At 65.0% G+C, this 14,546-nt stretch carries 11 protein-coding genes; 1 reads left to right on the forward strand and 10 read right to left on the reverse strand.

Annotation, left to right across the window (positions count from 1 at the left end):
- Positions 1-218 precede the first annotated feature (218 nt).
- Positions 219-3,587: a S8 family serine peptidase gene (locus Pla123a_RS07785; protein ID WP_146585578.1), complete on the forward strand. Its 3,369-nt coding sequence runs from the start codon at positions 219-221 to the stop codon at positions 3,585-3,587.
- On the opposite strand, the gene Pla123a_RS07790 is transcribed toward Pla123a_RS07785, so the two are convergent.
- From Pla123a_RS07790 to wecB, 10 genes are all read right to left on the reverse strand, one after another.
- Complete coding sequence (locus Pla123a_RS07790; RefSeq protein WP_146585580.1) at positions 3,506-4,762, reverse strand: hypothetical protein; 1,257 nt, start codon at positions 4,760-4,762, stop codon at positions 3,506-3,508. The genes Pla123a_RS07785 and Pla123a_RS07790 overlap by 82 nt on opposite strands.
- A gap of 129 nt (positions 4,763-4,891) precedes the next feature.
- Positions 4,892-5,839 (reverse strand): sulfotransferase family 2 domain-containing protein, encoded by a 948-nt coding sequence (locus Pla123a_RS07795; RefSeq protein WP_146585582.1) that lies wholly within the window; start codon positions 5,837-5,839, stop codon positions 4,892-4,894.
- A 74-nt stretch (positions 5,840-5,913) separates the two neighbouring features.
- Positions 5,914-6,789 (reverse strand): lipopolysaccharide biosynthesis protein, encoded by an 876-nt coding sequence (locus tag Pla123a_RS24515; protein WP_197527782.1) that lies wholly within the window; start codon positions 6,787-6,789, stop codon positions 5,914-5,916.
- 673 nt (positions 6,790-7,462) lie between these two features.
- Complete coding sequence (locus tag Pla123a_RS07805) at positions 7,463-8,113, reverse strand: acetyltransferase (protein WP_197527783.1); 651 nt, start codon at positions 8,111-8,113, stop codon at positions 7,463-7,465.
- Between the two features lie 14 nt (positions 8,114-8,127).
- Positions 8,128-8,889, reverse strand: a complete 762-nt coding sequence (locus tag Pla123a_RS07810; RefSeq protein ID WP_146585588.1) for an SDR family NAD(P)-dependent oxidoreductase — start codon at positions 8,887-8,889, stop codon at positions 8,128-8,130.
- On the reverse strand, positions 8,890-9,939 hold the full coding sequence (locus Pla123a_RS07815; protein WP_146585590.1) for a 3-oxoacyl-ACP synthase III family protein: 1,050 nt from the start codon (positions 9,937-9,939) through the stop codon (positions 8,890-8,892).
- Between the two features lie 43 nt (positions 9,940-9,982).
- Complete coding sequence (locus tag Pla123a_RS07820) at positions 9,983-10,222, reverse strand: acyl carrier protein (protein WP_146585592.1); 240 nt, start codon at positions 10,220-10,222, stop codon at positions 9,983-9,985.
- 89 nt (positions 10,223-10,311) lie between these two features.
- Positions 10,312-11,472 (reverse strand): DegT/DnrJ/EryC1/StrS family aminotransferase, encoded by a 1,161-nt coding sequence (locus tag Pla123a_RS07825; RefSeq protein ID WP_146585594.1) that lies wholly within the window; start codon positions 11,470-11,472, stop codon positions 10,312-10,314.
- A complete protein-coding gene (locus Pla123a_RS25230; protein ID WP_146585596.1) occupies positions 11,469-13,343 on the reverse strand; it encodes a sugar transferase in 1,875 nt (624 codons plus the stop codon). Before Pla123a_RS25230 ends, Pla123a_RS07825 begins: the two co-directional genes overlap by 4 nt.
- A gap of 36 nt (positions 13,344-13,379) precedes the next feature.
- Positions 13,380-14,525: a non-hydrolyzing UDP-N-acetylglucosamine 2-epimerase gene (gene wecB, locus Pla123a_RS07835; RefSeq protein WP_197527784.1), complete on the reverse strand. Its 1,146-nt coding sequence runs from the start codon at positions 14,523-14,525 to the stop codon at positions 13,380-13,382.
- Between the last annotated feature and the right edge of the window lie 21 nt (positions 14,526-14,546).

Genomic DNA, 14,546 nt, shown 5'->3' on the forward strand with positions numbered 1-14,546 from the left:
TTTCAGTGACCGGAAACAGCGGCGGCTCGTCGGGCAAGACGCGAGCGGCCGCCATGGGCCTCCCGCCAGGGATGACCGGTCTCCTTTTCACACTCCTCTGACGACGCCGGCAGCGGGCACACGCTTGGCGCCGTCGGGCTCCTCCTCCAGTCGGCGCGCAGGCGTCGGCCTCAATCCCTCCGCTTCCGCTGCTAGTGGTGCGGGGAAGGCATCGGCCCATGTCGAAAAAACGCACAAAGAAGGCCCGTCGCAGCACGCTCCGCCGCTCGCAGCTCGAAACCCTCGAGGCGCGGCAGGTGATGTCGGCAGATCCGCTCGCGGACCTGCTGGGTGGGGCGATTACGCAGCACGCGATCGCAGAGGGGCCGCCGGAAATGGTCCCCCACGCGATCGACCAGGGGATGGGCGACCTCGCGCAGCACGGCGGTCTTGACTACTCGGTCTCCGACCCGAACGCCGACTTCTGGCTCGACAACTCGCTGCAGACCACGCTCGACGAGCAGGTCGAGGAGATCGAGCAGACGCTCGCCAGCGCGCACCAGCTCACCGGCATGGACCAGGTGAAGACCAACTTCGGCTTCACCGGCGCCGGCCAGACCGTGGCCGTCATCGACTCGGGCATCGCCTACAACCACTACGCGCTGGGAGGCGGCCTCGGGAGCAACTACCGCGTGGTCGGCGGCTACGACTTCACCGAGAACGACTCCGACCCCTACGACGACGGGACCGAGGGCTCGCACGGCACCCACGTCGCGGGCATCGTCGGCGCCGACGACGGCGTCCGCTCCGGCGTCGCGCCCGGCGTCGACCTGGTCGGCCTGCGGGTGTTCGCCGACAACGGCGCCGGCTATTTCAGCTGGGTTGAGAGCGCCCTGAAGTGGGTGCACAACAACCGCGACGCCTTCGAGAACCCGATCACCGCGGTCAACCTGTCGCTGGGAACCAAGTGGAACTCGACCAGCATCCCGAGCTGGACCACGCTGGAGGACGAGTTCGCCCAGCTCAAGGCGGACGGCATCTTTATCTCGGTGTCGGCCGGCAACAGCTTCAACCCCAGCGACACCTACACCGGCTACGGCGACGTCGACTTCTCCACGCCGGGACTCAGCTACCCGGCGGCCAGCCCGAACGTGGTGCCGGTCATGTCGTCCGACGACAGCGGCCTGTTGAGCTACTTCAGCCAGCGGCACCAGAACGCGATCTCGGCGCCGGGCCGCTACGTCTACAGCACGGTGCCCGACTACGCCGGCAACAACAACGGCGTTGACGACGACTGGGCCAACTTCTCCGGCACCAGCATGGCGGCCCCCTACGTGGCGGGCGCCAGCGTGATCATCCGCGAGGCGATGGAGTTCGTCGGGATGACCGGCATCGATCAGGACGACATCTTCGACCTGATGATGGACACGGCCGACTCCTTCTACGACTCGAACACCGGGCTCAACTACAGCCGGCTGAACATGCAGGCGGCGATCGACGCCATCATGCCGGCGGACGACTTCGGCAACTCGGTGCTCGACGCCTACAACCTCGGCACGATCACCGCCGGCCCGGCGACGCAGGCGGGCCCGATGGCCGGCCACATCGCCAAGATGGACGACGCCGACTACTTCACGTTCACCGCCGGCGCTACCGGCACGGTGACCTTCGCCGCCCAGAACACCACCCACCACATGGCGGCCAATTGGGACGCCATGGGCGCCGATGGCCAGGCGAGCGGCGACGGCTCGAGCTACACGATCAATGTCGTGGCCGGGCAGCAGTACAATATTGCCCTCTCCAGCAGCGACGGTCTCGGCTACTACGATCTGGTGGTCACTGCCGACTCGGCGTTCACGTTCGTCGACTGGGGAGCAACCGGCATCCAGGAGACCAAGTCCACCGGCGCGATCAGCGGCGAGTCGTTCTTCCGCGTGCAGGCCGGGCGGGACGGCTACGTCACCGCCGAAACGCTGCAATCCGCCGGCATCACCGCGGTCGAGTTGCTGAACGCCAACCAGCAGGTAGTCGCGACGGGCGCGGGCGGCCGGGTCGACTACTACGCCTCGGCCGGCGAAGAGCTGTACCTCCGCGTGACCGGCTCCACCGCGGGCGTCGACATGCGGCTGACGAACGCCGTGAGCGTATCGGGCGGTGTGGTGACCGTGCTGGGGACTAGTGGGGATGACGCGTTCACGTTCGCCGCTGGGGCGACGACGCATAAGACCTCGCTGAATGGGGTGGCGTACTCGTTTAGTTCCAGCCAATTCTCGAGTGCGTCGTTCGCAGGCGGCGCGGGCGCTGACAGCTCGACGCTCTCTGGCGGCTCGGGCGCAGACAACGCGATTCTGTCCGTCGGAACGGCGACGTTGACCGGCGCGGGCTACAGCGTCTCGGTCGTGGGGTCGGAGACGAACGTTATCAACGGCAAAGGGGGGGCCAACACGGCGAGGTTCTACGACAGTGCGGGTGCTGATGTGTACTCTAGCTACTCCGACCGCGCGGTAATGACCGGCGCCGGCTACTATAGCCGCGCAGCGGGTTTCACCGTGACCCTCGCGTTCTCGTCTACTGGCGGCGACCTCGCATACATGTACGACGGGGCCGGGAACGAGGTCTACAGCGCCTACTCAGACCGGGTTGTCTGGCAGGACAACGGCACCTACCGCAAGGCCACTGGGTTTGCTACGACCATCGCCTTCTCGAACGGCGGGCAGGACGTTGCGTACGTCTATGACACCCCCGGCGACGACCTCTACGTCGCGTACGCCGACCGCGTGGTCATGGAAGGGGCGTCGTACTCGAACCGCGCGTGGGGGTTCGCAACGACAGTCGGTGTAGCGACGATCGGCAACGACATCTCGCTGCTCTACGACTCAGCCGGGGATGACCTAGTCCAATGCTATGCGGACCGGTCCTACATCTCTGGGGCTGGGTTTTACAGCAAGGCAAGCGGTTTTGATCGGACGATCGCCTTCGCCAGTCAAGGGAACGACGTCGCCTACTTTTTTGACTCCGCGGGTGATGACGTGTTCACCACTAGTCCGGATCAAGCCGTGCTCACCGGCGCCGGCTTCTACGCGCGAGTGGTTGGATTCGACGCGACGTATGGTTATTCGCACGCCGGCAACGACCTGGCCTACATGTACGACGGCGCCGGGAATGACGCATTCCGGGCCTACAGCGACCGGGCTGTGATGTCAGGCGCGGGGTACTACAACAAGGCGACCGGCTTTGGGGGAGTGCTCGCGTTCTCCACATCGGGGGCGGACACAGCGGAGTTCTTCGACTCCGCTGGCGCGGACCTGTTCCGCGGATACGCGAATCGATCGGTTATGTCGGGTGCGGGGTACTTCAATAAGGCGACGGGCTTCGCCTCCGTCTCGGCGCACGCCACCGCCGGGAATGACATGGTCGAGTTACACGACGGCATCGGGGATGACGCGTTGAGGATCCGGGACGCCGCAGTTTCGCTGCTCTGCCAGGGCGTAAGCTTAACCGCCGATGGGTTCGATTCCGGCTCCTTCTACGCCACCAATGGCGGCGATAACGTCGTAGACGCCGACGCGACCGACTTCGCCTTCAATCTGATCGGCGACTGGGCGTAGCGCCGTCTCTGACGGCTTGACCGATTGTGGGGCCGGTTCATTGAGCAGACCCCCAGCATGGCGCCCGTGACCATGTCATCCACCAGCCCATAGATGGCGAACGACCCAAGCACAGCGACTACCCCGTAGCAGCGGACGACCATCAGGTCCGAGCGGCTCACCCAGGCGGACCCGTGATGCTTGCGAGGGGCGAGGATCGCCACAGCGATGGCACCGTAGAACACGATTCCGACTGCGCCGTATCGCAGCAGCATCGCGGCGGGGGTGAAGTGGACGCTGTGGGTTAGCTCCTCACCGTGGACGTCGATCGCTGCGTTCTCAAACGCGGCGCCGTGCCCGAGGCCAAAGTACTTTGCCCACGGACCGTGCGAATCAAGCTCATCGAGGACTACCATCACCTCGGCGAGCCGCGGCATGTCCTCGTCGAACGAGGTGACTTCGTTGAGTTGAATAACACGCTTGAAATGCTGCGAAATGAAGTCTTCCAGCGGCGCTCGGAAACAGATACCGATGACGATAGCGGCCGCCAATGCCGCGTAGGTTGCGATGCTCCGCACAAGCTTCCGCCAGTTGGCGCCGAGCAGGTACACGATAACGGCGATGGCCGCGAGCAGCACCGTCCGCTTCTGGCCCATGGCTGCTAACAGTAGCGAGGCAATCGCCATCAGCCCCGTAGTCGGCTTGCTTCCTCGGTCGAAATGCTTTGCCGCGTAGTAGCAGAACGGATACAGGTCAAGCACGCCGCCGTAGTACAGGCCGAACGAGCCGTGGTAGTACAGCAGTGTCACTAGGATCTTAATTACCAGGAATGCGACGACCGCGCGCGAGAGATACCGTAGCATCGTGTCACAACTATCTGGCCGAAAATTGACTACCATGAGGTAGGCTGCGGGTATAAACGCCAACTTGTACAGATCCTGCGCCACGTAAACCGGTACTTTGACGCCCCAAACGACATTGAGTGCGATTCCATAAACACTTACCCCTGCGAAAAGGAGCAGGGTCCAGCGGTTGAAAAACTGCCTGGCTCCGTAGGTCAGCGCCGCCGCCAGAAAGGGCAGCATGAGAAGCCCATACAAACCGAGGATCTGCCTGAAGGCGTCACCCCGGAGCGACTCGAACACGATCCGGAGGTCGTACCACGCGACTTTGCTGGCATAGAGCAGCAGCAGCACGGCGGTACAGTACCCGCCGCTGGTGAGTCGCGTCGCGGTCCGAACGCGTCGATGTGGCGCGGGCGTGGCCCTGCGGGCAATTCGAAATTGACGGGTTGGGACAGCCGCGTTCAAGGTGCTCTCCGATTATTAGGCGGCCCGGCGATTGGGGGGGGCCACCGGCGGATTGACGTTAGTACAGTGGTAGGTCGGAAGGCAATGAGTCCGGGGTAAGCGGCCAACATACGGCTTGTACACAAGATTGCGATACGCCCGGTACACCGCCAACCTGGCGTGATCGCTCAGCCACGCAGGAAACCTTGACGGGCTCGACGTCGACGTCGACGCGATAGCGGACGGGGATTCCGCCGCCGTAATAGTCCGATGGCTCGTCTTGAGGTGTTCTACGAGTGCAATATCAAGCGCGTTTGCGGCTATAATGGCGTCGCCGTGCTTCTCGAGCAACTCCTTGGGCTCAGGCAGCCCACCCTGGCGACGGCGCGGATTCAGGACGCCGCGGGCAGGAAGCAGACGCTGCCCGCTTGCTGAGGCGGCGATCGAGTCGAGGCGTGAGAGAAAAGTGTCGTACTCCTCGAGCAGACCGACTTCGACAAAACGCGTATCGACCATCGCCTTGGCTGATACAAGATTTGGGGCGCCGGCGATCGCCTGCGTCTGGAAGTTGTGGCGGTCTTCGCGGTCCAGCCACCTCGGAAAGCCGGGTTGCATCCCAAGTCGCTCAACAAAGTAGTAGTACTCGCTTAGATATCGCCGAATGGGGTCCCGGAGACAGGTGTAGTAGGCAATCTGGTCGCCCTGCGAGTCCAGATCAGAATGCAGTCGCACGCTGTGTCCCGAAACGCTCGCGAGCTGTGGTCGCAGTCTCCTCGCCCGTTGCAGATCGTCACGCGTGAACAGCATCGACGTGCGATCGAGCGGTATCACATCGATGTGATTGAGGCAGAAAGTTCTCCTAAGCGTATCGATCAGCGTGGTGCCGCCACACTTCTCGATGTGCACGAACGCGAGCAGCGAACCGGGAGCAACTCCGGGAGTCGATGGCTTGGCTGGGGCGACTGTGCTGTCGGTGGAGGGCATAGGTAATGTTCTTTCGCCGTGTAATGCCGCGTGGGCGAGCAGAGATCCGGATATGAATACTTGTGTAGGTTCGGCTAGGCCGCGTTGCGGGATGGGTCTGTGCCGATCAGACGGTGCGACGACGCCATGTCCGGGGTTGGACGGTTTAGATACGTGAAGACAGTAGTGTTGATCCCGGTTAGGCGCTTGACGCGCCAGGCTAGCAGCAGTTGCCGAAAGAGCAGTCCGCCGGCGTGCCCCGCCGCGGCGCCCATCGGACCGAAGGCCGGTGCGAGGCAGAGAGTGGCTACCAGACCGGCAACGGCGCTGGCCGCCATCGCCTGTACGCACACCCAGGGGTAGCCCGACATGTTGAGTAAGAGGTCCGGTGAGCCCGTCGCAACACTGGCCAAGTACAGCACCGAAAGCAGGCTTAGCGTCGGAGTAATATCCCGGTAGTCTATCCCAAGCACTGAGACCAGCAGTGGGCGCCCAGCCAATAGCGCAATGCCCATCAACACCGCCAGGATCGACGCGGCCCAAGCGGCCCGGCTCGCGTGCCGCTGGAGAGTTGCTCGGTCGGCCGCCGCCGCGTAGCGAGGCTGCGTGATGAGCCCTGCAATTTCTACGCCGATGAACAACACGCTTGCAATCTTAGTGGCGATGCCGAACACGCTCGTCGACTGTGGGCTCAACGCCCAGGCGACTAGCAGCAACGAACCTTGCATCTGCAAGACCGTCGCCGCGGAGAGCAGAGCGAGGGGCCGAGCCTCGGCCTCCCACTCAAGTGCGCTTGTTGACGCATCCAACTCTCGGCGCGTTGCGGCGAAACTGCGCGCGGCGACAACGCGAGCGCAAACAGCCATGGCCCCCAGGCCAGTAAGCTGCGCAAGCAGGGCGGTGGGGGCGTTGATCGCCACAACGCCCGTCTGCTGCAGAGTCCAGGTAATTGCCAGGGTGACGCTGGGCACGGTCCAGTTGCTTAACGACCCTCGTGTCGGTTTACCGGTACCCCGGACGGTGGCCTCGTTGACCTTCGCGATCGCCCACATAGGGGGGAACGCCGCGGAATATAGCAGAAGTTCGTGTGGGTAAGTCGGAGCAAAGAGGCGTAGAACCCCGGACAGCAACGCGAGGGCCGCCGCACCCGCCAGCCCCCCGTTAAACGCCCGCTTCCGAACGAAGTTTAGAAACGCATGTGGCGAAATCTCGCCCGATGAGTACTTCGCCACCCATCGCACTGCGAGAGTCTCGGAGCCGCGGAGCGCAATAGTGCTTACTACGAGCGCGTTGGTAAGGACGAAAACGTATTCGCCGTAGGCTAGTATCCCAAGTGTTCTAGCAAGCCACAGCTGCAGCAGTGCGCTCGAGACCACGCTAGCGCCCCGCGACCACCCCGCGCCTATCCAGGGCAGGCATGCCGACCGTCGGCGTCCGCGGGCACTGGTGACGGCAAATGGGCGTGGGACGTACAAGGCGTGGAGGCAACTCGGAACGCATCGGGTTGGAGACGCCGAACTGCGAACAGTCCGGCCGCCACGCGCCGCGGCGGGCAGGAGAGCGTAGCGGCGGCGTTGGATTAGGGCAATGCGTATCCCCGGACGCGGGAGCAGGTCGCACGCGCTGTTAGCGCGCATCGGAAGATCAGGCCGTCGGCTCCGCCAGACGCTTGGCGGGAACGCCGATCGCTGTGGTCTCAGGGGCCACACGGTGGTAGGCAACGCTTCCGGCGGCGATTGTAGCGTAGTCGCCGACCCTGACGCCTGGAAGCACCGCGGCGTGCGAGCCCATAAACACGCCCTCACCGAGCCGTGCACCGCCGGTGATATCGCAGTGCCCGCTGAGGGTGCACCCGTCGCCCAACGACGCGTCGTGCCCGACGGTGGCGTGGGCGTTCAGGCAGACGAAGTCGCCGATCGTGACGTCCGCCGTTACCGTCGCGTAGGGGCAGACGACGCACCCAACTCCCAGACGGCAACGCGGCCCGATGATGGCGGTCGGGTGAATCAGCGACACGAACTCGGCGCCTCGGGACCTTAGGCCCGACGAGACCTGCAGCTTTGCTTTAGGGTCGCCAATGGCGCACAGGAACAGATCGCCAGCCTCGGGCAAGTAGTCGGAGCAGCGGCCCAGCAGCTTGTCCTCCAACCCGTATCCGTCCAACGGGTCGGACCGGTCGTCCAAGAACCCGGTGACGCCCGCCGGCAGCAGCCCAGACGCGATGGCGTGGCCCGCCCAGGCGTGCACCTCGCGTCCGAAGCCGCCGGCGCCGACGATGATGATTCTGCTGGACACCGCTCGACCGATTGCTAGTGAATAGTGAAACCGCCGTCGACGACCAACGATTGGCCGGTAATCCAGCTCGCGGCGTCCGAAAGCAGGAACGCGACCGCGTTCGCGACGTCCTCCGGCTTGCCCATGCCCAGCGGGTGCTTCGCGCGCAGGGCGCGGACACGGTCGCCCTCCATGAGAGAGTAGGACTTTTCGGTGAGCATGGTCTGCACGTGGCCGGGGCAGACGCAGTTAACTCGGACTTCTTCCGGCGCCAGCTCCAACGCCAGCGACCGGGCGGCGGCGATCAGGGCCCCCTTGCTCGCGGAGTAGGCCGACACCGCGATGTCGCCGACAATCCCCATCACCGATGAGATGTACACGATGCTGCCGGGCTTCGTCGAAACCTCTTTCTGGCGGAAGCCACGGCTGAGCGCGATCGCCGCGGAGAAGTTAATCCGCATCAACTCGTCCACCTTCTCGGGCTTCGAGACCCGAAGTGGGTAAGTGAAGTTGACGCCGGCGGAATGAACCAAGCCGCTGAAGGGGCCGTGTTCGGCCGCCAGTTGCTTCATCCACGCAGGGATCTCGTCGAGCTTGTTAAGGTCGAACGGGGCCACGATGTGATCGCCTGGGGCGAGCAGTTCCCTTGTCTCGCGGAGCCCGCGCTCGCTACGCGAGACGAGCACGACCGACGCGCCGAGCTGACTGAGCAAGACGGAGATCCCCCTGCCCAAGCCGGCGGACGCGCCGGAGACCAGCACGCGGCCCCCACCCATGTCCATCGGGTTCAGGGGCATCTACGCCGCCTCCGGCATCGCCGCGGGGGGGGAGTCTACCGACACCACAGCAGGAAGGACCGCGTCGTGGAGCGACACCGCGGCGCCGCCCCAGGACCAGCCGACGCCGAAGCCGACTAGAGCCAGCCGCCTAGATAGGGTTGCGCCGGGCGCTCCCCACGCATCGGCGATCGCCAGCGGGATCGAGGCGCAGCTCGCGTTGCCGTACTTCTGCAGACCGATGACGAGCTTCTCCTCGGGGAGCTTCAGACGCTTGCGGAAGTGCTGGAGCATAAACAGGTTTGATTGGTGCATTACCACGCTCTCGACGTCGTCGGTGGTCCAGCCATGCTCTTGGATCGTAGCGCGGTAGGCCCTGGGGACCTCGCCCAGTGCGAACTGGAAGACCTCGGCGCCGTCCATCTTCAGCCGCGGCGGGTGTTGCTGATCGGCGGGCTCGCGGAACCCGCCGCGTCGGGTGATGAGGTGTTCTGCCCCCGCCCCGTTGGTGCCGAGCACGATCGTCGCTGGCGGGGCGTCGGCGTCCGGCTCGATCGCGGTGGCCGACCCGGCGTCGCCGAACAGCGGCGCGGTGGACCGGTCGTCGGGCGACACCATCTTGGTGATCGTGTCGCCAACAAGTAGGAGCACGCGGCCGTCAATTGAGCCAGCCAGCTGCATGGCGACTGCCAGTCCGTAGACGTAGCCAGAGCATCCCATGTTGACGTCGAACGCGGCGCAGCTCGGGGCAAGGCCCAACCGGTGTTGGAGCACGCAGCTGGTCGAGGGTGCGAAGTAGTCTGGCGTTTGCGTGACAAAGATCAGGCCCTGGACGTCCCCGCGGTCCCAAGAGAGGTCCGCGAGGAGTCGCTCGGCTGCCTCGAAACAAAGGTCCGAGGCGCAGACGCCGTCCTCGGCGACGCGGCGTTCTTCGACGCCGACGCTGGCGCGGATTTTGGCGGACTCTTCGTCGCCGAACCGCCGAGACAGATCGTCCGCCGTTAGCGTGTTGGCGGGAACCGCCGACGCAATCCCGGCCACGCGGACTCCGTTTATCTTCATCGTCGCCATTGTTCAATTCCTGTGGTGGCCGGCCGAGGCTGCGCCCTGGGGACTACGCGGCCCTTTGCCGCGACAGCGTTTCTTCGAGCGCGAGCCTGAGGGCCTTGATGTTCTCGCAGCCGATGATCAGCTTTGGCTCCAGGCTGACTTCGTACTCCTCGTCGATCATCGCGATCACCGAAACGAACATCAGCGAACTCCATCCCGGCAGCTCCGTCAGCTTCTCTTGGCCAGTGATTGTCCCCGGATCGACCTCGAAGAGCTCTTCGAGATGAGCGTACAGTTGAGTCATTGTGTGGTCCTCGGTTCAGGGGCGAAGGTAGGGGTTGGGCGGTTCTATCAGATTCGCGAAACCCGAGACAACTCCACTTAAAGCTAGCGTCATGCCGCTCGGTGACCGGCCAAGGAGAACGCGTCACGGACAGCCTTCGCGACGCGATCGAGCTGCCGGTCTGTTAACGCCGAGCCGCTCGGTAGACAGAGCCCGGTCTCGAAGAGCGTCTGAGATACGCGGCCCCCCACCCGGCGGCAGTCCTGGTGGACTGGCTGCAGGTGCATAGGCTTCCAGAGGGGGCGGCTCTCGATACTCTGTCGAGCCAGCGTTTCGCGCACGGCGGTTTGATCCACGCCGGCGGCGGCCGGGTCGATCTGCATGCATGTGAGCCACCGCGTGCTGGCGCCGTAGGGCGCCTCGGGCATAAACGACACTCCGGGCAGATCCGAAAGGGCGCGACGGTAGGAGTCGAAGTTTGCCCGCCGTGCGGCGACGCGCTCGTCCAGCACGGCGAGCTGACCGCGAGCGACCGCCGCCAGCAGGTTGCTCATGCGGTAGTTGAAGCCGATCTCCTCGTGCTCGTAGTGCGGCGCGGGCAGCTTGGCCTGGGTCGCCAGGTGGCGGATCCTCTCGGCCAGCCCTGGGTCGGACGTGACCAGGACGCCGCCGCCGCTGGCGGTGATGATTTTGTTGCCGTTCAGCGAGTAGACGCCGCACCGGCCCTGCGTGCCCGCGTGCCGGTCGCCACACGTCGCGCCGAGCGACTCGGCCGCGTCGACAATCAACGGCGTAGCAAACCTCTCACAGAGGGGCTCGATCCGTTCGTAGTCGGCGCACTGCCCGAAGGCGTCGACCGTCAGCACCGCGGCGGGCCGGGCGCCGGCGGCCGCCATCCGCTTAAGTTCGGCTTCCAGCAGGTCGGGGTCCATATTCCAGCTGGCGAGGTCGCTGTCGACAAACACCGGCTTGGCGCCGCAGTAGCGTATGGCGTTGGCAGTGGCGGCGAACGTCAGGGTCGAGCACAGCACCTCGTCGCCAGGGCCGACGCCGTGGGTCAGCAAAGCCAGGTGCAGCGCGGCGGTGCCGGTGGCGAGCGCAACGGCCGCCTCGGTGCCAACCCGCTCGCACACTTCACGTTCCAAGGCGTCGACGTGCGGGCCGAGCGGGGCGATCCAGTTCGAGTCGAAGGCGTCGAGCAGCAGCTCCCGCTCGCCCCCCGACATGTGCGGAGGCGAGAGCAGGATGCGTTCTGGACTGGGGGCGTTCATGCGGCGACTCGGTCGGTAGAAGCAGGCGGCGAGGCGTCTTCCTTGCCGCGGAACTCGGGCATCGTTGCGTGCCCGTCCGCAGCGACGCCGCGGCGGGTCAGTGTAATGACTACGGTCTGCAACAGGATCCAGAGGTCAAGACGCAGCGAGAGGTTCTCGACGTACGCGACATCCAGTTTCAGGCGTTCTTCCCAGCCGCAAGCGTTGCGGCCCTTCACCTGCGCCAGCCCGGTGACGCCGGGGCGGACCTCGTGACGGCGGCGCTGCTGTGGGCTGTAGCGCGGGAGGTACCTTGTCAGCAGCGGCCGCGGTCCGACGAGACTCATATCGCCGCACAGCACGTTCCACAGCTCTGGCAGCTCGTCGAGGCTGGACGCTCGGAGCAGGCGTCCGAACGGGGGGAGCCGCTGCTCGTCATCAAGCAGCACCCCGTCGGCGTCGCGGCGGTCGGACATGCTCCGGAACTTGATCATTCGGAAGACCCGCTCAGCACGCCCCGGACGATCTTGCCGAAAGAGCACCGGAGAACCCAGCCGACAACGCACCAGCAGCGCAGTGACGGCGATGACCGGAGAGAGCAGCACCAGCAGCGTTGCGGATGCGGCAATGTCGAGGCCCCGCTTGCCGAAGGTGCGGTAGAAATAACCGCGACGCGTGCGGTGCAGGTGAGCCGCCCGCTCGAGCGACTCGATCAGCTTGGGCGCTTGCGCATCGCGGCAGAACTCGGCTTCGTACGCCCGTCGGGCGTTGCGTCCCATCTCGCGGCGCTCCTCGATGGACCGGCCGAGGTGGCGGCGGATCGCAATCTCGAGGGAACGCGGGTCCGAAGGGGCAGCGGTCTCGCCGCAACGGCGCGACGCAACGATGTCGGTCGCCTCGCCCTCAACCGCCATCAGCAGCGGGCGGGCTGCGGCCATGCAGGCGAAAGTCTTCGATGGAATCGAGAGCCGCGACATCGGGTCTGGCTTAAGGTGGATCAGCAGCAGGTCGGATCGCCGTAAGCGTTGGCTCGTTTGGTCGAGCGGCATCCTGCCGAGGAACTCCACATTCGCAAGGCCACGTTTGGCGGCTGATCGACGCAGCCCTTCAAGCTCGACGCCGTCGCCGATTATCTCGAAGCGCACTTCGGGCAGGTCCGTGAGCAGCGACGCCGCGTCGAGCAGCACGCCGAGGCCCTGACACGGTCCGACCGCGCCCGCGTAGGTGATCTTGAGGCCCGCAGTAAGTTCTGGCGGGGACTCGGCCGCCGCAGAAGTCGGGAACCGGCTGCTACTCGGCCAGTAATAGACCAAGTGGATTTTAGCCGGATGGACTCCCATCGCGACCAGTGATTCTCGGTAGCCCTTGGTGATCACATTGATCTCTGCCGCGCCGGCGTAGACGAATCGCATGAAGCGACGGATCACGCCCATCGCCAGCGGGCTGCTCATCATCCCCGACGCTGCCACACTCTCCGGCCACAGGTCAGCGACGTCGAGCACGTAGGGCCTTCGCCATAGGCGGCTCAGCAACCAAGCGGTCAGCCCGATCGGGGCCGCCGACTGGTAGACGAGAATCACATCGGGCCGCCGCGACTTCAGCAGTCCCACCAGGATGGCGCTGATCGCGAAGCTGCAGTAGTAGAGGATCCGGCGGAGGGCCGACTTGCTGTGGTCGGGCAGCTGGGGCGCCCGAATCACACGGACTCCGTCGATCTGCTCTTCGCCAAGAAGCTTCTGCCGGTAGCCAGGGTAGGTTGTGCCGAGCGGGTAGCAGGGGAAGCCGGTCAGCACCTCGACACCGTGGCCCGCGTCGCGCAGCAGCGTCGCGAGCTCCTGCCACTTGTCAGCAGGCTCCGGCGTGAAATATTGAGTGAGCAGCAAGACACGCAAGGTCTGTCCTCGGTTGCTGTACGCAAGGCCGCACGGCTACGCCGCGCGGATCCCGTCCCACAAATGGCCGAGCTTCGCGGTGCCGAGGATCAGCTTCAGCACGCGGTGCGAGGTGTTGGTCACCTGGTACTCGGGGGCAATGTTGTGCTCGCGGGAGTTCTGGCTGTTCTGGGTCACAAACTCTACCGACTCGACCACGGTCCCGACGTCCAGGCCGGTCAGCACGATGTGGCCGGTGTCCATCGCCTCGGGGCGCTCCATCGCGGTGCGGGTGGTGACCGCCGGGAAGCCGAGGATCGAGCTCTCCTCGCTAATCGTGCCGCTGTCGGAGATCGTGCAGAACGCGTCCTGCTGCAGCCGCACGTAATCGTGATACCCGAACGGCTGCAGGAACCGCACCCGCGCGTCGGCGCCGTTTCGAACAGCGGGCGCCAGGGCCTCGAGCTTCTGCTTGGTTCGCGGGTGCGTGCTGACGATCAGCGGACGGTCGTAGCGTTGGCAGAGCGTGTTGAGGATCGTCAGCAGCTGCTCGAGGTTCTGCTTCGAGTCGACGTTCTCCGCCCGGTGTAGGCTGACCACCAGGTACCCATTCGGCGTGAGCTGCAGCCGGTCGAGGATGCCCGAGGCGGCGATCTCGGGTTTGCAAGAGTCGAGCACCTCGCGCATCGGCGAGCCGGTCAGGTAGATCTTCCGCGGGTGCACCCCCTCGGCCAGCAGGTTGCGGCGGGCGTGTTCGGTGTAGACCAGGTTGAAGTCGCTGATGTGGTCGACGATGCGGCGGTTGATCTCCTCGGGGACGTTGAAGTCGAAGCAGCGGTTGCCGGCCTCCATGTGGTAGAGCGGGATCTTCATCCGCCTCGCGATCACGCCGGCGAACGCGCTGTTGGTGTCGCCGAGGATTAGCACCGCGTCGGGGCGTTCTTGGACGAACACCTCCTCGGACTTCACCAGCACATCACCCAGGATGCGGCCGAGCGACGAGCGGTCGACCCCCAGGTAGTAATCCGGCTGGCGGACCTTCAGGTCCTCGAAGAAGACCTCGTTCAGCTCGTAGTCGGAGTTCTGGCCGGTGTGCACCAGCTTGTGGTCGACGTGCTGGTCCAAGAGCGCCATCACCCGCGACAGGCGGATAATTTCTGGGCGGGTGCCCAGGATCGTCATAACTTTGAGTGGAGCCGCCATCGGGCCCTCCTGGCGTCGGGG

The organism is Posidoniimonas polymericola (genome assembly GCF_007859935.1).
Classification (GTDB): domain Bacteria; phylum Planctomycetota; class Planctomycetia; order Pirellulales; family Lacipirellulaceae; genus Posidoniimonas; species Posidoniimonas polymericola.